This is a genomic window from Ruegeria aquimaris (genome assembly GCF_025751555.1).
In the GTDB taxonomy this organism is placed as follows: domain Bacteria; phylum Pseudomonadota; class Alphaproteobacteria; order Rhodobacterales; family Rhodobacteraceae; genus Ruegeria_B; species Ruegeria_B aquimaris.
On sequence record NZ_JAOWLB010000005.1, the window covers coordinates 163,098 to 180,971 of the forward strand.

Consider the following 17,874-nt stretch of genomic DNA (forward strand, 5'->3'; position numbering starts at 1 on the left):
GATCAATAACAATGCAATCAGGGTAGCTGATCGGCCTGTGACCGTCATCTTTTTCTTCGCGCAGGCCGGGTGCAGAGCGCGGTGGCCTGTCACTCCAGCGGCGGCATCACCTTGAGCAGGTTGATGTCATCGACCGTGATCCAGCCCGACAGGATGATCCCGGCGATCACGCACCACAGCACCACCGAGACGCCGGTGGTGATCCAGGCCTTGCGCTTGAGATAGTGGTGTTCGGGGGCGCCCGCATGGGTGCCGGGCACGATATCGCCCAGATCGCCCTGGGTCCTGACCCGGATCGGCAATACGATCAGGAAGGTCATGAACCAGATGACGGAAAACAGCACCAAGGCTGATGTGATCGACATATGCGCCCCCTTGTTGGTCTAACCGAATATGGGTCAGACCTGCTCCAGTTCCACCAGGCAGCCGTTGAAATCCTTGGGATGCAGGAACAGCACCGGCTTGCCATGGGCGCCGATCTTGGGCTCGCCCGTGCCCAGCACGCGGGCGCCGGTGGATTTCAGGTGGTCGCGGGCGGCCAGGATGTCGTCGACCTCGTAACAGACATGATGGATGCCGCCCGAGGGATTCTTGTCGAGAAAGCCCTGGATCGGGCTGTTCTCGCCCAGCGGATAGAGCAGTTCGATCTTGGTGTTGGGCAGTTCGATGAACACCACGGTGACGCCATGGTCCGGCTCGTCCTGCGGTGCGCCGACCTTGGCGCCCAGCGCGCTGCGGTATTGCTCGGACGCGGCTTCGAGATCTGGCACGGCAATGGCGACATGGTTCAAACGGCCGATCATGATCATCCTCCAGGCTGTATCGGGTTGGCTGTCTTATGCGGGTTACGGACCGGTGGAGCAAGTGCGCCATTTTGCCCATTAACCTGTCATTAGCCCTCGTGACCTAGCGTTGAGAGTGTCTGCTGAAGGAACACGCTCATGGATGATTCTGATCCCTTTGCCACCCCGCACCGCCTGCCGACCAGCACCCGGCCCTTGTTGGGCCTGACCATTCTGGTTGTCGAGGACAGCCGTTATGCCTGCGAGGCGATGCGGCTTTTGTGTCTGCGCAGCGGCGCCCGGATTCGCCGGGCCGATTGCCTGAAATCCGCCCGGCGGCATTTGCAGATCTATCGCCCTTCGGCCATCGTGGTGGATATGGGCCTGCCGGACGGGTCCGGCGCCGACCTGATCGAGGAACTGACCCAGGCCAGCCCGCGGATCGGCGTGATCCTGGGGACATCGGGCGATCTGGACGGCGAAGAAGCCGCCATGGAGGCGGGCGCGGACGGCTTCCTGTCGAAACCGGTATCCTCGCTGGCCGCCTTTCAGGCCGCGATCCTGACCCGGTTGTCGGCCGACCGTCAGCCTCTGGGGCCACGGCTGCTCTTTGACGAGGAGATCCGGCCGGACCGGCTGGCCTATCAGGACGACATGGCCCATGTGGCCGAGATGCTGAGCGAGCGGAGCGACGGGCAAACTCTGGACTATGTCGCGCAGTTCCTGCTGGGCGTCGCCCGCAGCGCCGAAGATCACGTCCTGGTCTCGGCGGCGCAGTCACTGGCGCGCACCCGGGCACGCGGGGCGCCGGTGACTGCGGAAGCCGCGCGGGTCGCAGGTCTGGTGCAGGAGCGCTTGCAGCAGAGACAGGCGATCTGACCGTCCTGGCGCCGGCAGCGCGGGATCAGGGTTACGCGGGTTTCGCGGTTGCAACAGGCAAGGCCTGCGTTTGCCGGGGCGATAATGGATGGTAGAGGCCAGTGCCCTGGTGGCCCCCCGGCACCTTCACCAGAGAACCGCCGCCGCGCCCCCTGCGGTCCGGACCGGTGACGTGGTTTGGCCCGCCTGTGTTTGGGCCGGGTTCCGTCCGAAGCTGTATGCTCTTGGTCTGGATGTCATCCGGGCTGGCGCGCATCTGGTACGGTCACGCTCCACCCTCCGGCGGCCGGGATGCATGCCTTGCAGTTGGCGCGCGGCAAGGATGCTCTTAGGGCCCGTGTGCCGGGGCGTGGCGCCATCCGGGTTGGAGCACGTCTGGCTGGAGGCGGTGCGGCCCTCGCTTTGGGATATGGCTGGCGGGCGCCCGGCAGGGATGTTCTGGGGATCTGCGCGCCAGGCTCCTGGTATCGCTGGACCCGCTCGGGTTCAGCAAAAACAGCGCATGGCAGACTGGTTCTTGGCGGTGCCGCAGATGCATCCGCGGATCGCGGTGGCGATCAGAGCAGCAAGCCCGGGTTCGGCCCCATCTCGAGGCCCGGGAAGACCAGTTGCTCGAGCACCGGTCGCGGCAGGCCCGTCACGCCGTGCAGCACCCACCCCGCGGCGGCGCGGACATCGGAGGTCGGCATCAGGTCGCGCCGGTCGAACAGGTCGGCCTCGGCCAGTCCGGGCCAGCGGCCCAGTACCCGCCCCCCGCGCAGGGCACCGCCAGCAAGCAGCATGGTTCCGCCAGTGCCGTGATCGGTGCCCGCGGTCCCGTTTTCGCGAATGGTGCGGCCGAACTCGGTCATCGCCATGACCACGGTCTCGCCCCAGACCTCGGGTCCGGTCCCGGTGCGCAGGGCGAGGATCGTGTCCGCCAGCCGATCGAGCGCCCGCGGCAACGTCGCGGACTGGCGATTATGCGTGTCCCATCCGGTCATCGAAAAGGCCACCAGCCGGGTGTCTTGCCGCAGCGCCTGGGCGGCGAAATCGGCGACCCGGACATGCGCCTGTCCCTTTGGCACCCGTAGCATCTGCATGGCCGGTTCGGTGTCATCCGGCCCGGCGGCGGTCAGCGACGGCAGCGCTTCGGACAGCTCCAGCGCCTCGGCCAGCGAGGCGTGAAACAGCGGGTCGGCCTCCATCACGATTTCGGCCAGCCGCCGGGCCTGCGGGCTGATGGCAAGGCGCACATCCGGGGACCAGTCGGACACCGGCGCCGCGCCGTCGAGCAGACGCAGCTCACCGGCGCCGATGGCAAAGGCGGTGCGCGTCTCGACCCCGCCCAGGTTCTGCAAGGCGCGGTTGAGCCAGCCATCGCGGGCATCATGCAGGTTTTCGGTCCCCGCCTCGAGCAGGTCCTGGCCGTCGAAATGGCTGCGCTTGTTGCGATAGGGCGTGGCCACGGCGTTGACAAAGCCGAGCTCGCCACGCTGCCACAGGGGGAGGAGCGGGGCCAGCGCCGGATGCAGGGCATAGAAGCCGTCGAGGTCATGCGCGCCCGTCTCTGGCCCGCCCGTCAGTGTCGGACGGAGACCGGCATAGTCGCGGTCGCCATAGGGCTGGAGCACATCCAGCGCGTCCATGCCGCCGCGCAGGATGATCACGACCAGACGGGTGTCCCAGGGGGCCGCTGCCAGGCTGACCGGGGTGATCAGCGGGCTGGCCGCAAGGCAGCAACCCAGGGCCCCTGATCTGAGCAAAAAGTGCCGGCGGTCGATCGGGTCGGACATGGGCGGGCTCCTATCTGCGCTGAAAGGCCGGCGAGGCCAGCACCAGACCGATCCCATCGGCCCGGGTTTCGGCGGCCCCGGCGGCAAAGCGCACCGGTTCGGTCAGGACGGGGCCGAGCGTGCGCTCGGCAAACGCGGCGGGGTCGGGCAGCGTGCCCAGCAGGTGCTGCGGCACTTCCAGCGCCCAGACCAGCCGCACCGCCAGGCCCTGCGGCGTGATCCAGGCCGCATCCTGTTCCGGCCAGCCATCCGGCCCTGGCGGGCGGGTCCAGTTCTGCCCCATCACGGCCATCGGGTCGAGGCATGTCTTGCGGACGTGCTGGGGGTTCCGGAACCTGTCCTCCAGCCCCGGCGGCGCTAGGGCGCGGCAGGCCGAAACCACAAAATCGGCGGGCGGTTTGACATTGCCGGGCGCGACCTGCCAGCTGGCAGTGTGGTCGAGCAGGGCGGCATAGACCTCGACCAGCGCGCCGCCGGTGTCGAGGTAGCGGGCGGCAAGCCGGTCGACCAAGGCGGGGTCGGGTGTGTCCGAGACAAAATGCGTGGCCAGTTTGCGGGCGATATGCGCCGCCGTGGCGGGATGCAGGGCCAGATCGTCGAGCAGCCGGTCGAGACCCGCGCCCCCCCCGCGCCCGCCATAGCGCCGCCCCAGCACGGTTTCCGGCCCCGGTTCGGCCATCTTGTCGTTGAACAGGTAGCCCTGTTGCAGGTTGAAGGTCATCCCGGTGAACAGCTCGGCCAGTTGCCGGACATCGGTCTGGTCATAGGGGCCGCCGACGCCCAGCGTATGCAGTTCGAGCACCTCGCGCGCCAGGTTCTCGTTCAACCCGCGCCGGTTGCCCTTGTCCCTGGCCATGGTGCTGTTGGGGCCGATCGAGTGTCGCTGATCGAGGAAATGCAGCATCAGCGGGCTTTTGACAGCGGCTTTCAGCAGGTCGGCGAAGCGTCCGGCCACATGCGGGCGGATGGCCTCTTCGACATAGGGTAGTGCGGCGGGCAGGAACAGGTTGTTCTTGCCCCTGGCGGTGAAGTGATCGGCCCAGAACCAGACCAGCCGCTCGCGGAACGCATCCTGCGTGCGGATCGCGCGCAGGAAGGTCTGCCCGCTCCAGCCGAGATGATCGGTATTGGCGGCGCGTTGCAGGGTCTTGATCTCTTCGGCCAGGCGGGTGCGCTCGGCCTCGTCCTCGGCCTTGCGGGCGGCGCGGCGCAGCAGGAACTGTTCGCGGATCCGGGGCAGGAAATCGGCCAGCGGCGCGATGGGATAGGCATCGGCCATGAGGTCAGGCCCCGACAGGCGGCCCAGCATCTCCGCGACCGAATCCGGCGGCGGAATCTCGGGCGACAGCCCGAAACCGAACCGTATCTCTGCAAGAGCGGGCGAGAATCGCATCTGTCCAACACCTCGGCACGTCACCGGATGCAGTCTAGCACCGTTTGGAGCCGCAAGGACCCCGCCGACCGGAGCCCACCAACGGTCAAGAAAAAGGGGGCGAATTTCGCCCCCTTTGGTTCCGGTCTGGTTGCCGACGCCTCAATCGCGCGGGATGACGCGCAGGCCCAGTTCCATCAACTGGTCCGAGGTCGGGTCCGAGGGTGCGGCCATCATCAGGTCCTCGGCGCGCTGGTTCATCGGGAACATGATGACCTCGCGGATGTTGGCGGTATCGGCCAGCAGCATCACGATCCGGTCGATGCCCGCGGCACAGCCGCCATGCGGCGGCGCGCCGTAGTGGAAGGCGTTGAAGAGCGCGCCAAAGCGGGCCTTGACCTCGTCCGCGCCGTATCCGGCCAGCTCGAACGCCTTGAGCATGATCTCGGGCTTGTGGTTGCGGATCGCGCCCGACACCAGTTCATAGCCGTTGCAGGCGAGGTCGTACTGGAAACCGCGCACCGCCATCGGGTCGCCGTTCAGCGCCTCCATGCCCCCTTGCGGCATCGAGAAGGGGTTGTGTTCAAAGTCGATCTCGCCGGTTTCCTCGTCACGTTCGTAGATCGGGAAATCGACGATCCAGGCAAAGGCGAAACGGTCGGTCTCGGTCAGACCCAGTTCGGCGCCGATCACGTCGCGCGCCTTGCCTGCGACCTTTTCAAACGACTTGGGCTTGCCGCCTAGGAAGAAGGCGGCATCGCCCACGCCCAAGCCCAGTTGCTGCCGGATCGCCTCGGTGCGCTCGGGGCCGATGTTCTTGGCCAGCGGACCGGCCGCTTCCATCCCGTCGGCACCATCCCGCCAGAAGATATACCCCATGCCCGGCAGGCCCTCTTTCTGGGCGAAGGCGTTCATCCGGTCACAGAACTTGCGGCTGCCGCCGGTGGGGGCGGGAATGGCGCGGATCTCGGTACCCTCTTGCTCCAGCAGTTTGGCGAAGATGGCAAAGCCCGAACCGCGGAAATGTTCGGAACAATCCTGCATCCTGATCGGGTTGCGCAGGTCGGGCTTGTCGGTGCCGTACCATTTGGCGGCATCGGCATAGGCGATCTGCGGCCAGTCCTGCGGCGCGTCCACCTTGCGGCCACCGCCGAATTCCTCGAACACGCCCGCCAGCACCGGCGCGATGGTGTCGAACACATCCTGCTGGGTGACAAAGCTCATTTCCAGGTCGAGCTGGTAGAAATCGGTGGGCGAGCGGTCGGCGCGCGGGTCCTCGTCGCGGAAACAGGGGGCGATCTGGAAATACTTGTCGAAGCCCGAGACCATGATCAGCTGCTTGAACTGCTGGGGCGCCTGCGGCAGCGCGTAGAAGCGGCCCGGATGCAGGCGCGAGGGCACCAGGAAGTCGCGCGCGCCCTCGGGCGAGGAGGCGGTGATGATCGGGGTCTGGTATTCGCGGAACCCCTGCCCCCACATGCGGCGGCGCATCGAGGCGACCACGTCCGAGCGCAGCGTCATGTTGCGCTGCATCGCCTCGCGGCGCAGGTCGAGGTAGCGATAGCGCAGGCGGGTTTCCTCGGGGTATTCCTGGTCGCCGAAGACCATCAGCGGCAGCTCGCCGGCGCGGCCCAGCACCTCGAGATCGCGGATGAAGACCTCGACCTCGCCGGTGGGCAGGTTCGGGTTCACGAGGCTGGCGTCCCGGGCCAGTACATCGCCGTCGATGCGGATGCACCATTCCGAGCGGACTTTTTCCAGCTCGGCAAAGACCGGGCTGTCACCATCGGCGATCACCTGGGTGATGCCGTAATGGTCGCGCAGGTCGATGAACAGCACGCCGCCATGATCGCGCACCCGGTGGACCCAACCGGACAGGCGGACGGTCTCGCCGACATTGGCGGCGGTCAGGGCGGCGCAGGTGTGGCTGCGATAGGCGTGCATCGGTGATATCCCTTCGGGCGCAGAATTCGTCGCGCCGATACACCGCGATAGGCGGGGGAAGTCAAGGCCGCGCCGCGCGCAAGCGGGGTTTGTGGCGTATTCGCCCGGTTTTTGCAGGGAGGCGGGGCGCTCCCGCCCGTCGTTGACCTGTCCTTGCGGACAGGTCGCCTCCCGTTGGGCCGGGCAGCGCGGCCGCGGGCCGCGCTGCGGGTCAGGGGGCGCGTCCGGCGTGCGGGCATGGCCCGCGCGCCGGACGCGCCGGGCCCAACGGCCGCAGGGGTATCCGAAGGATGCACCGAGGCGGGCGGGAGCGCCCCCGCTCAGGTCAGCGTGTGGCCGCGGTCGCCGGTCGCCTCGCGCCAGTGTTTGCGGCAGAGCGAGACATAGGTCTCGTTGCCGCCGATCTGCACCTGCGCGCCCTCGGTGATCGCCCGGCCCTCGGCGTCCTGACGGATCACCATGGTCGCCTTGCGGCCGCATTTGCAGATCGTGCGCACCTCGCGCATTTCATCGGCCAGCGCCAGAAGCGTGGCAGAGCCGGGAAACAGTTTGCCCCGGAAATCGACGCGCAGGCCGAAGGCCAGAACCGGAACATCCAGATCGTCAACCACGCGGGCCAGTTGCCAGACCTGTTCGGGGCTGAGAAACTGCGCCTCGTCCACAAAGACACAGGCGATGGGCCCCTGCCCTGTCCTGGCCTCGATCATGGCAAAGACGTCGTCTTCAGGGGTGAAGATATCGGCTTCGGCCTGAATCCCGATGCGGCTGGCGATACGCCCATGCCCGGCGCGGCCGTCGATCGCGGCGGTCAGCAGATAGGTCTGCATGCCGCGTTCACGGTAATTGTGCGAGGCCTGAAGCAGCACGGTCGATTTGCCCGCGTTCATGGTCGAGAAATTGAAGTAGAGTTTTGCCATGCAGGCGGTGTAGTCGGTCGGTCCTGTCAGGGCAAGATACCCGGGCGGCACCGCCCCCGCCCTGGTCCTGTCCGAGGGGTTACCTCTGGGGATGGACCACGAACCAGGAACGGAAACGGTGCCTTCTGCCACCAGGGCAGACCGTTCGAAACGCCAAGGCGTATCCGAAACCACTCACTACCGGCGGGAAACACTCGCCACTCGTAAGCATCCCAACTATCCTTTGGGATAGAAAAAAAATGGCATTTCCGTATTAAGAAGGTTATGGGAAATTTCCCCGTGGTTTCCCCCAGATACCGCAGGGCGTAATAAAGGACGGAAAGGGCGAGGATGGCGGATATAGGGGCCTATCTGAAAAAGCACACCGAAGCCTTGGTCAAGGATGTCGGAATCGAGGCGGCCTGCGCCCTGACCGGCAAGTCCAAGGCGACCCTTGGGCGGTATTATTCGGACAATGCCGAGCATTCGGACCGCTTCATGCCGGTCGATGCGGTGGCCCTGCTCGAGGCCGCGGCCGGCTATCCGCATGTTACCTCGGCGCTGGCGGAGTTGCGCAACATCACGCTCAGCTACTCGGGCCGCAACGACAACAACACCCGGCAGGGCGGCGTGAATGCCGATGTCATCGCGTTGAGCCAGAGATTCGCCATGCTGATGAGCGAGTACCAATGCGCGATCGAGGACGGGATCATCACGGTGAACGAGGCCAAGCGGCTGTTGAAGGAAACGGTGCAGTTGCAGCAGGTGCTGATCGACATGAAGCTGCATCTGGAAGAGGAAAGCACCAGCTGAGGCCGGGTGCGTCGGACGCAGACGACATGGCGCTTGCGGAGCGCTATCTGCGGTTTGCCCGGGTCGAGGCGAAGGGACATTCGCGGCTTTACGCCGACTGGGCGCGGCATGTGGCGGGATCGGCGCGGGCGCTTGCTTTTCTCGGGGACCTGCCGCCCGACCGGCGTCAGCCCAACCTGTTCTTTGCTGCGCTGCGTCTGGTAGGCGGGTTGCCCGAGGCCGGGGCCGCGTTTGACGATGTACTGGCGCGCGAAGGCGTTGCCATCGCGGCGGTGATGCGGGCGCGCCGGACCCAGACCAACGAGCCCGGGCGCTGCGCCTGCCTGCTTCCGCTCTTGGCGCGGCTCGACGGGCCGCTGGCCCTGATCGAGGTTGGCGCCTCGGCCGGGCTGTGCCTGCTGCCCGATCTTTATGGGTATGACTGGGGGCCTGCCCGGCTTGACCCGCCGGGCGGCGCCCGGGCGCCGGTGTTCCCGTGCCGAGTGAATGATCGGGCACCTCTGCCCGGGCAGCATCCAGAGATTGTCTGGCGGGCAGGGCTGGACCTGTCGCCGCCGGATCTGGGGGACGCCGGGGATGTGGCCTGGCTTGAAGCGCTGGTCTGGCCGGAACAGAGCGAGCGGCTGGCGCGGCTGCGTCAGGCCGTTGCGGTCGCCCGGCAGGCGCCGCCACCGGTGGTGGCGGGCGATCTGACCCGCGATCTGGCGGCGCTGATCGCGCCCGTGGACGCCCGGCTGGTGGTGATGCATTCGGCGGTGCTGACCTATGTCAGCGACCCCGGGGCGCGGGCGGATTTTGCCCGGCTGATGCGCACACGCGACCTGCATTGGATCAGCAACGAGGCGCCCGGCGTCTTTCCCGACCATGCCAAAGGGCTGACCCCGCGCGCGGACAAGTTCCTGATGGCGCTCGACGGTCGCCCCGTCGCCTGGACCGGGCCGCATGGGCAAAGCCTGGATTGGCTGTAGCGGTTCGCCCGGGGATCATCCCTCTGCCGGGGGTACGGCCCGGCGATAGAGATGCCAGGTTGCGTGGCCCAAGACGGGCAGCGTGACAATCAGGCCGAGAAATGCCGGAACCAGCGACAAGAGCAGGGTGACCGAGAGGATCGCCGCCCAGCCGAGCATCACCACGGGGCTTTCCCTGACGACGCGAATGGAGGTGAGCATGGCGGACACGAAGTTGGTTTCCCGGTCGAGCAGCATGGGCATCGCCACGACCGTCACCGTGAACAGCACCGCTGAGAGGAACGCCCCCACGCAGGTACCGACAGCAAGGAAGGTCCAGCCCTGCGGCGTGAAGAACACGATATGCAGGAACCCGTCAAAACCCGAGAAGGAGGAGTTTTGCAGGATGATCGCCAGCCAGAGCCGGACCTGGTACATCCAGACCCAGAAGATGAACAGGGTGACAAAGGCCATCCAGCCCATTTCGCGTTTGCGCTGATCGGCCATGACGGTGAGGATGTCGGACCAGCCGAAGCTCTCTCCTGTTTGCAGCCGACGGGACATTTCATAAAGCCCGGCGGCGGCGAAAGGCGCGACCAGCGGGAAGCCCACGGCGGCGGGAATGATCATCCAGATCTTGCCGAGCCAGACCAGGCACCAGACGATCAGCAGCCCGAACAGCGCATAGAACAGGCCGAAGAAGCCGCTCATGACAGGGCGCGCCAGAAAATCGGAGAACCCGGCCCTGAGCGACGCGGCGATATCCTCCGCTGTCACCGTGTTGACCTCGGGCATGTCCGGTTGCTGTGGTGCCGGGTCGTCCTTCGGTGTGGAACCTGCGGTCCTGGATGGCATGACACACTCCTCCCAAAACAGGGCATCGTCAGTGTCCGTTGGCTGGCGCACCGGTCGGCAAAGGGACACTTACCCCCTGCAAACAAGGTCGCATCAGGGGACGCATGAGGCAAGGGGGCGTATGCCAGCGGCGCCGGAGTGGCGCGGGGCCTGTCCGCCTCGTCAGGATGTATGGCGGCGCAGGATCACCGAACCCACCGAATAGCCCGCACCGAAGGAGCAGATCAGGCCCAGATCGCCCTCGACCAGATCGTCGGAGTTCTGGGAAAAGGCGATGATCGACCCGGCGGACGAGGTGTTGGCATAGTCTTGCAGGATGTTGGGCTGTTCGCCCGGCTCCGGCTCGCGGCCCAGGACCTTTTTGCCGATGAAGTCGTTCATCGTCTTGTTGGCCTGATGCAGCCAGAGCCGTTTCAGATCGGTGTTGGAGACGCCCTCGGCCGCCATGTGATCGGCGATATGCTGGCTGACCATCGGCAGCACTTCCTTGAACACCTTGCGGCCGTTCTGCATGAACTGCATGTCGCGCCGGTCCGCCATCCCGTCGGGGCGCGAGCGGCGCAGGAAACCGTTGTTGTTGCGGATGTTGTTGGAAAACTGGGTGGCGCAGCGGGTCGAGAGGATCTCGAAATGCGGGCCCTTGGCATCCTCGATCCGTTCGATCAGGGTGGCGGTGGCCACGTCGCCAAAGATGAAATGGCAATCGCGGTCGCGCCATTCCAGATGGGCCGAGCAGATCTCGGGGTTGACCACCAGCGCCGAGCGGATGGATCCTGCGCGGATCATGTCGGCGGCGGCCTGGATGCCGAAGGTGGCCGAGGAACAGGCGACGTTCATGTCGAATGCGAACCCTTCGATCCCCAGCGCCTGCTGGATCTCGATCGCGACCGCCGGATAGGCGCGTTCCAGGTTCGAGGCGGCGCAGATCACCGCATCGACATCGGCAGCCGTCTTGCCCGCCTGCGCCAGCGCCTTTTTCGCCGCATCCACCGCCATTTCGGTCATGATGCCCGGTTCGTCATCGTCGCGCTGGCGCAGCAGAGGATGCATCACCGCCGGGTCGAGCACGCCGGTCTTGTCCATCACGTACCGGTTCTCGATCCCGCTGGCCTTGACGATGAACTCTTCCGAGGAGTGCTGCATCGGTTCCATCTCGCCCGCGGCGATGGCCTTGGCATTCTCGGCATTCATCCGGTCGGCATAGGCGTTGAAGGCCGTGACCAGCTCGGCATTGGTGATGACGTTCGGTGGGGTGAACACACCGGTGCCGGTGATGGCAGGTCTGAACATGTAAGAGTCCTCGAAAAGGGATTTGCCCAAAATGCAGGCGAAACCCGTTGCAATCAAGGGCATTGCCCCAAGGGAAACCGGCGTTATTTCAGTTCCGATATTGAATGTTTCATTTTTTGAAGTAAATCGCAGGACAAACAGGGGCTGCCCGATGTCTGGTCACGATTCTCCTCCACCAAAGACCTACCCGCCCGAGATCGAGGCGATGATGGGGGTCTATGCGCTTTACTGGAAGCTGGAGGAGGTGATTGCCACCGAGGTGGCCGAGACCGGTCTCAGCCGTCCCGAGGCGCATATGCTGATCAAGCTTGGCACGCCGATGCGCATGGGGGTTCTGGCGCGCGAGATGCTGGCGCTGCCCTCGACCATTACCGCCACGGCGGATTCGCTGGAGCGCGCGGGCTATCTGCGCCGCAGCCGCGACCCGGACGACCGCCGCGCCTGGCTGTTGGAGCTGACGCCCGAGGGCCGGACACTGCGGGCAGAATTCGTTGCCGATGCCGGTGCGCTGTTTCACGAGGTGTCGGGGCTGGATGCCTGCGAGACCGAAGAATTTGCGCGGCTGGCGCGCAAGATCCGCCTGACCATCCTGGAAACCGGACTATCCGAAGGGTTCAAGACATGAGATTTCTTTTTGCGCTGGGCACCGTGCTGAGCCTTGCCGCGGCCCCCTTGGCGGCGGATACGCCTGCCAAGCCGGTCAAGCTGATGCTGGTGAGCGAGGCCGCGCCCGGGTTCTCACGCCAGTTCTTTGGCCAGGTGGCGGCGCGGCGCACGGTCGATCTGGCCTTTCAGGTGGCCGGTCAGATCGTCGAATTTCCGGTGAACGAGGGCGTATTGCTGCCCAAGGGCAGCCTGATCGCGCGGCTGGATCTGGAGCCGTTCGAGCTGCAACTGGATCGCGCCCGGCTGCAAAAGGAACAGGCCGACCGGACGGTGGCGCGGCTGAGCCGGTTGAAGGGAACCACGGTCAGCCAGGTGTCGCTGGACGACGCGGAAACCAATGCGCAACTGGCGGCCATCGCGCTGCGCGATGCGGAATATGCGCTGGAACATGCAACGCTGACGGCACCTTTTGACGCGCTGATCTCGCGCCGCAACGTGGCGGCCTTTACCACCGTGGCGGCGGGGACGCCGGTGGCGCGCATCCATGACATGTCGGAACTGCGGATCGAGGTGGACGTGCCCGAGATCCTGTTCCAGCGCGCGGGCGAGCCCGAGGATGTGACCATCACCGCGAAGTTTCCGGCCTCGGACCGGGAGTTTCCGTTGCAGATCCGCGAGTTCGATGCCGAGACATCGAGCGTCGGCCAGACATTCCGCATCAATTTCGGCTTTGCCCCGCCGCCCGATCTGAACGTGTTTCCCGGCTCGTCGGTGACGGTGAATGTGCGGGTCCGCGATGGCGAGCCGGGCATCGCGGTGCCGCCCTCGGCGATCATCGCCGATGCGGGCGGCGGTCCTGGTGTGATGATCTTTGAGCCCCCAGGCGCCGATACCGGAACGGTGCGGCGGCAGGCGGTCGAGATCGCGCCGCTGCCGGATGGATCGGTGCGGGTGCTGTCGGGCCTGGCCGAGGGCAACGAGATCGTCAGCGTCGGCGGTGCCAGCCTGAAGGACGGGCAAGCGGTGCGCCGGTTCACCGGCTTTGGCAACTGAAGGGCCGGGTCATGAACATCGCGCGCCTGTCGATTGAAAAGCCGCTTTATACCTGGCTGATCATCCTGATTTCGCTGGTTGGCGGTATCTGGGGTTTTGCCACACTGGGCCGGCTCGAAGACCCGGCCTTTACCATCAAGGAGGCGGTTGTTGTCACCCAGTATCCCGGTGCCACCGCCGAACAGGTGGCGCTGGAGGTGTCCGAGCCGCTGGAATCGGCGATCCAGAAGATGGACGAGGTGGAGACCATCACCTCGGTCAACCGGCCGGGGCAGTCGCTGATCTCGGTCGAGATCAAGTCGACCTATGACGGGGGTGAGCTGCCCGCGATCTGGACCAAGCTGCGCGCCCGTGTCGGCGATGCCGCGCGCGCCCTGCCCGATGGCGTCGGCGCGCCCTTTGTTGATGACAGTTTCGGCGATGTCTATGGCCTGTTCTATGCGGTGACCGCGCCCGGATACAGCGATGGTGAACAGCACGAGCTGGCCACATGGCTGCGGCGCGAGCTGCTGGCGGTACCCGGTGTGGCGGGGGTTGAGGTGGCGGGCCTGCCGGACGAGGCGATCTTCGTCGAGCCCGATCTGGCGCTGTCGGTGAACCAGAACGTGCCGGTGCAGGCCATCGCCGACGCCATTGCCACCGCCGATTCCGTGCGCGACGCGGGCACCCTGCGCAACAACGGTGGCAAGACCGCGATCCTGCGGCCCGAAGGCTCGGACAGTGTGGACGCCATCGCCGGGCTGTCGGTGGGCGTCCAGGGCAAGGTCATCAACCTGTTCGACATGGCGCAGGTGCATCGGGGGCGGCAAGCCGACCCGGACCTGATCATCCGCCATAACGGGGGTGAGGCGTTCACGCTGGGCATCGCGGGACTGGCGACCGAGAATATTGTCGAGGTGGGACAGCGGGTGGATGCAAGGCTGGCGGAACTGGACGGCGATATCCCGGCCGGTGTGACGCTGGAACCGATCTATCAGCAGCATGTGGTGGTCGAGGAGGCAAGCAACGCCTTCCTCGTCAACCTGGCGATGTCGGTGGCCATCGTGGTGGCGGTGCTGGCGCTGTTCATGGGCTGGCGCGCGGCGGTTGTGGTGGGGGCGACCCTGCTCTTGACCGTGGTCGGCACGCTTCTCTTCATGGCGCTGTTTTCCATCGAGATGGAACGGATCTCGCTCGGCGCGCTGATCATCGCCATGGGGATGCTGGTGGACAATGCCATCGTGGTGGCCGAGGGGATGCAGATCGCGATGCTGCGCGGCAAGCCTTCGCGCGCGGCCGCCGACGAGGCGGCGGGCAAGACGCAGATCCCGCTGCTGGGGGCCACCGTGATCGGGATCATGGCCTTTGCCGGGATCGGCCTCAGCCCCGATGCGACGGGTGAGTTCCTGTTCTCGCTCTTTGCGGTCATCGGCATTTCGCTGCTCTTGAGTTGGGTGCTGGCGCTGACGGTGACGCCGCTGTTGGGGCATTACTTCTTCAAGCAGGGGCATGCGGATGCAGCCGATGCCTATGGCGGGCCGCTGTTCCGGGCCTATGCGGCGACTTTGCGCGGCGCGCTGCGGATGCGCTGGCTGGTGGTGGTGGGGCTGGTCGCGGTGACGGCGGCCTGTTTCGCGGGCTTTGGCCTGATGAAGCAGCAGTTCTTTCCCAATTCGAACACGCCGCTGTTCTTCGTGCATTACAAGCTGCCGCAGGGTACGCCCATCGAGACCACCGCAGGCGATCTGGCCGAAGTCGAGGCCTGGCTGGCCGAACGCCCGGATGTGGTGGCTTACACCACATTTGCCGGGCAAGGGGCGACGCGGTTCATGCTGACCTATGCGGCGGAGAAACCGAACCCCTCTTACGGGCACATGATCGTGCGGACCGAGAGCATCGAGGATATCCCCGCGCTTCAGGCCGATCTGGAGGCGTTTGGCACCGCCACCTTCCCCGAGGGCGAGTTCCGCACCAGGCGGCTGGTCTTTGGCCCCGGAGGCGGCGACCCGATCCAGGTGCGGTTCTCGGGGCCCGATCCGGCGGTGCTGCGGCAGTTGGCCGATACTGCTATGGCAGAGATGCGGGCGGCCTCGGGTGAGATCACCGGCGTGCGGTCGAATTGGCACGAGCAGGAACTGGCGCTGCGGCCCGTTTATGCCACCGAGCGGGCGCAGATCGCGGGCGTCAGCCGCGACGATATCGCCGACATGCTGCGGTTTTCCACCGATGGCATCACCAGCGGGGTGCTGCGCGAGCGCGACCGGCTGATCCCGATCATCGTCCGCCGCCCTGCCGATGGGCCTTACTCCATCGTCGATCAGGTGGTCTATTCACCGCTGTCCGGGAAATTCGTGCCGGTCGAACAGATGGTGGACGGGTTCGAATACGAGGCGGTCAACACGCTGGTGCATCGTCGCGACAGGCTGCTGACGGTGACCGTGGGTGCCGACATTCCCGCCGACCTGACCGCCGCCCAGGTGCATGCCGAGGTTCGCCCGGTCATCGAGGCGATCCCGCTGCCGCCGGGCTATCGGATGGAATGGGGCGGCGAGTTCGAGGATTCGGCCAAGGCGCAGGAAAGCCTGGGCAAGCAATTGCCGCTGAGCCTGTTGATCATGGTGCTGATCTCGATCCTCTTGTTCAACGCGATCCGCCAGCCGGTGATCATCTGGCTTTTGGTGCCGATGTCGGTGAACGGGGTGGTGATCGGCCTGTTGGGGACCGGGTTGCCATTTACCTTTACCGCGCTTCTGGGTCTCTTGAGCCTGTCGGGGATGCTGATCAAGAACGGCATCGTGCTGGTCGAGGAGATCGACCTTGTCCGGGCCGAGGGCAAACCGCTGCGGGATGCCATTGTCGAGGCCTCGGTATCGCGGATCCGGCCGGTGATGCTGGCGGCCGTTACCACCATTCTGGGCATGGCGCCGCTGTTGTGGGATGCGTTCTTTGTCTCGATGGCGGTGACGATCATGGGCGGGCTGGCATTCGCCACCGTGCTGACCCTGATCGCGGCGCCGGTGTTCTATGACCTGTTCTTCAGCCGCGAGGCGCGGGCCTGAGCGGGGCCGGCACGGGCGTCAGGCGCCCGCGTCCGTCGCCGGGTCATAGTGATAGTGAAAGCAGGAGATCTTGTTGCCATCCGGGTCGCGCAGATAGGCGACATAGAAATCCGGCCCGTAATAGGGGCGGGTGCCCGGCACGCCCGCATCGGTGCCGCCATGGGCCAGACCGGCGGCATGAAAGGCGCGCACCTGCGCCGCGTCGCGGGCGGGGAAACCCACCATGGTGCCATTGCCGGTGCTGGCGGGTGAACCGTCAAACGGCGCGCAGACCCAGAAGCCGGTGCCATTGTCATAGTCCTGGCCCCAACCGGCCCAGCCCTCGGGCCAGTCGGGCAGGCGGGGCTGATCCAGTACGGCGAAGACCGCGTCATAGAACCGGACCGCCCGGGTCAGGTCGTTGGTGCCAAAGGTGGTGTAGATGTTCATGGGGCCTCCGCGAATGGTTGGCCGCATTCTGCGAGACGGAAGAGACGGATGCAATTCCTCCGCGATCAAACAGCCTGCCCCTGCTCTCTGATTATATAACCTTTTGAGAGGCATTACTTGTGTCTCTGGTTGCAAAAAACAGTTTTTTGCAACTATACTTGGACAAGTATTGGGGGGGATATGAGGGCATTCATCTATTTACTTGCGATTTCAGTAACTTCTTTAACGTCAGGCTGCGTTAGCAGAAGCCAGTTGGCACAAAAGGAGGGAAACAATGCCGCCATCTATTTCTCGGCGACGACAAACGCCGAGTTGCTTGCGGCAGGGCTGACGGTTGCCAACGAATACTTGTCGCTCTCGGATGCCGTTGCGACACAGCAGGATGGCGTTACGGTCTTCAACATCCTGCTGGCCGCCGGGGCGGCAGCCGGTGTGGTCAACGGGATGAGTGCCGACAGTCTGGCGCGGATAGGGATCGGCGGTCTGGCCATCAACCAGACCAGTTCCTATTTCGATCCGGCAACGACCAGAAATGCGCTGACCACCGCCGCCAAACGGCAATATTGTATCGTAAATGCGGGAAAAACCTATGCTCCCGAAGATGAGGTCGCCCGCGCGGAACTCAGGGAGGCGTTTCTGAATGTACGGTTTCAGTTGCGCGAGGACCTGAACAGAAACCCGAAATATTATGCGGACCTGTTCAAACAGTATCAGGAAAGAGGGACTGTGAACGAAAGAGCCTCGCCGGATCACCGAACAATGGACAAGCTGCATGCCGAGATCCTGGAATGCCTTGCCACGCAGGGATGAGCGCCATTCGGCGGCGCCCGGCGAGAGAGGCTGCACCATGATCGCGCCTTTGGTCTACGCCTTTCGGCAAGTCATCATGGGCGGGTGAACGCGTGACCGGCGGATGTAGCCTCAGATGAAGGGGATTAGGGGAATGCCGTTGCAGGCGCTGAGCGCCAGCAGGCTGGCGAGGAAGAGGGTCAGGCGCATTGTTGCGCTCCTTTTGCTGCTGCGATCAGGGTAGACTGAGGGTCCTTCCCTTGCGGGTCAACAGCGCGGGGGGACTTCGGTCGGGACTGCGGCCCTGAGGGCGCACAGGCGGAGCGCGCCGGGGGACGCCGTCCCCCGGACCCCCTGGGAGTATTTGCAACCAGAAAGAAGCAGGAGAGACCGGGTTTTCGCCGGT

At 65.4% G+C, this 17,874-nt stretch carries 16 protein-coding genes; 7 read left to right on the forward strand and 9 right to left on the reverse strand.

The window, feature by feature from the left end:
- Nucleotides 1–89: 89 nt before the first annotated feature.
- Nucleotides 90–365 carry a DUF1467 family protein gene (locus OE747_RS09760; RefSeq protein ID WP_263828417.1) on the reverse strand — a complete coding sequence of 92 codons (276 nt, stop codon included), beginning with the start codon at nt 363–365 and terminating at the stop codon, nt 90–92.
- A gap of 33 nt (nt 366–398) precedes the next feature.
- A complete protein-coding gene (gene mce, locus OE747_RS09765; RefSeq protein ID WP_263828418.1) occupies nt 399–803 on the reverse strand; it encodes a methylmalonyl-CoA epimerase in 405 nt (134 codons plus the stop codon).
- 138 nt (nt 804–941) lie between these two features.
- On the opposite strand from mce, the gene OE747_RS09770 reads away from it, so the two are divergent.
- Nucleotides 942–1,661, forward strand: a complete 720-nt coding sequence (locus OE747_RS09770) for a response regulator (protein WP_263828419.1) — start codon at nt 942–944, stop codon at nt 1,659–1,661.
- Between the two features lie 557 nt (nt 1,662–2,218).
- On the opposite strand, the gene OE747_RS09775 is transcribed toward OE747_RS09770, so the two are convergent.
- From OE747_RS09775 to OE747_RS09790, 4 genes are all read right to left on the reverse strand, one after another.
- Nucleotides 2,219–3,436 carry a DUF1501 domain-containing protein gene (locus tag OE747_RS09775; RefSeq protein WP_263828420.1) on the reverse strand — a complete coding sequence of 406 codons (1,218 nt, stop codon included), beginning with the start codon at nt 3,434–3,436 and terminating at the stop codon, nt 2,219–2,221.
- A gap of 10 nt (nt 3,437–3,446) precedes the next feature.
- Nucleotides 3,447–4,829 carry a DUF1800 domain-containing protein gene (locus OE747_RS09780; RefSeq protein ID WP_263828421.1) on the reverse strand — a complete coding sequence of 461 codons (1,383 nt, stop codon included), beginning with the start codon at nt 4,827–4,829 and terminating at the stop codon, nt 3,447–3,449.
- A gap of 141 nt (nt 4,830–4,970) precedes the next feature.
- On the reverse strand, nt 4,971–6,752 hold the full coding sequence (aspS, locus tag OE747_RS09785) for an aspartate--tRNA ligase (protein ID WP_263828422.1): 1,782 nt from the start codon (nt 6,750–6,752) through the stop codon (nt 4,971–4,973).
- A 320-nt stretch (nt 6,753–7,072) separates the two neighbouring features.
- Nucleotides 7,073–7,669, reverse strand: a complete 597-nt coding sequence (locus OE747_RS09790) for a thymidine kinase (protein ID WP_263828423.1) — start codon at nt 7,667–7,669, stop codon at nt 7,073–7,075.
- A 330-nt stretch (nt 7,670–7,999) separates the two neighbouring features.
- On the opposite strand from OE747_RS09790, the gene OE747_RS09795 reads away from it, so the two are divergent.
- Nucleotides 8,000–8,461, forward strand: a complete 462-nt coding sequence (locus OE747_RS09795; protein ID WP_263828424.1) for a hypothetical protein — start codon at nt 8,000–8,002, stop codon at nt 8,459–8,461.
- A 26-nt stretch (nt 8,462–8,487) separates the two neighbouring features.
- A complete protein-coding gene (locus tag OE747_RS09800) occupies nt 8,488–9,429 on the forward strand; it encodes a DUF2332 domain-containing protein (protein WP_263828425.1) in 942 nt (313 codons plus the stop codon).
- A 15-nt stretch (nt 9,430–9,444) separates the two neighbouring features.
- Here the strand turns inward: OE747_RS09800 and OE747_RS09805 are convergent, their stop codons facing one another.
- Together OE747_RS09805 and OE747_RS09810 are read right to left on the reverse strand one after the other, a co-directional pair.
- On the reverse strand, nt 9,445–10,263 hold the full coding sequence (locus OE747_RS09805; protein ID WP_263828426.1) for a DUF2189 domain-containing protein: 819 nt from the start codon (nt 10,261–10,263) through the stop codon (nt 9,445–9,447).
- Nucleotides 10,264–10,425: 162 nt separating this feature from the next.
- Nucleotides 10,426–11,553, reverse strand: coding sequence for a beta-ketoacyl-ACP synthase III (locus OE747_RS09810; RefSeq protein WP_263828427.1), 1,128 nt, complete (start codon nt 11,551–11,553; stop codon nt 10,426–10,428).
- A gap of 151 nt (nt 11,554–11,704) precedes the next feature.
- On the opposite strand from OE747_RS09810, the gene OE747_RS09815 reads away from it, so the two are divergent.
- From OE747_RS09815 to OE747_RS09825, 3 genes are read left to right on the forward strand one after another with little or no spacing between them, the layout of a single operon-like run.
- Nucleotides 11,705–12,178, forward strand: a complete 474-nt coding sequence (locus OE747_RS09815) for a MarR family winged helix-turn-helix transcriptional regulator (RefSeq protein ID WP_263828428.1) — start codon at nt 11,705–11,707, stop codon at nt 12,176–12,178.
- On the forward strand, nt 12,175–13,212 hold the full coding sequence (locus OE747_RS09820; RefSeq protein ID WP_263828429.1) for an efflux RND transporter periplasmic adaptor subunit: 1,038 nt from the start codon (nt 12,175–12,177) through the stop codon (nt 13,210–13,212). Before OE747_RS09815 ends, OE747_RS09820 begins: the two co-directional genes overlap by 4 nt.
- An 11-nt stretch (nt 13,213–13,223) precedes the next feature.
- Nucleotides 13,224–16,250, forward strand: a complete 3,027-nt coding sequence (locus OE747_RS09825; RefSeq protein ID WP_263828430.1) for an efflux RND transporter permease subunit — start codon at nt 13,224–13,226, stop codon at nt 16,248–16,250.
- 18 nt (nt 16,251–16,268) lie between these two features.
- On the opposite strand, the gene OE747_RS09830 is transcribed toward OE747_RS09825, so the two are convergent.
- Nucleotides 16,269–16,679, reverse strand: a complete 411-nt coding sequence (locus OE747_RS09830; protein ID WP_263828431.1) for a VOC family protein — start codon at nt 16,677–16,679, stop codon at nt 16,269–16,271.
- Between the two features lie 180 nt (nt 16,680–16,859).
- Here OE747_RS09830 and OE747_RS09835 point away from each other — a divergent pair, with 180 nt between their 5' ends.
- Entirely contained in the window at nt 16,860–17,489 is a 630-nt protein-coding gene (locus OE747_RS09835) for a hypothetical protein (protein ID WP_263828432.1), read from the forward strand.
- Nucleotides 17,490–17,874 lie beyond the last annotated feature (385 nt).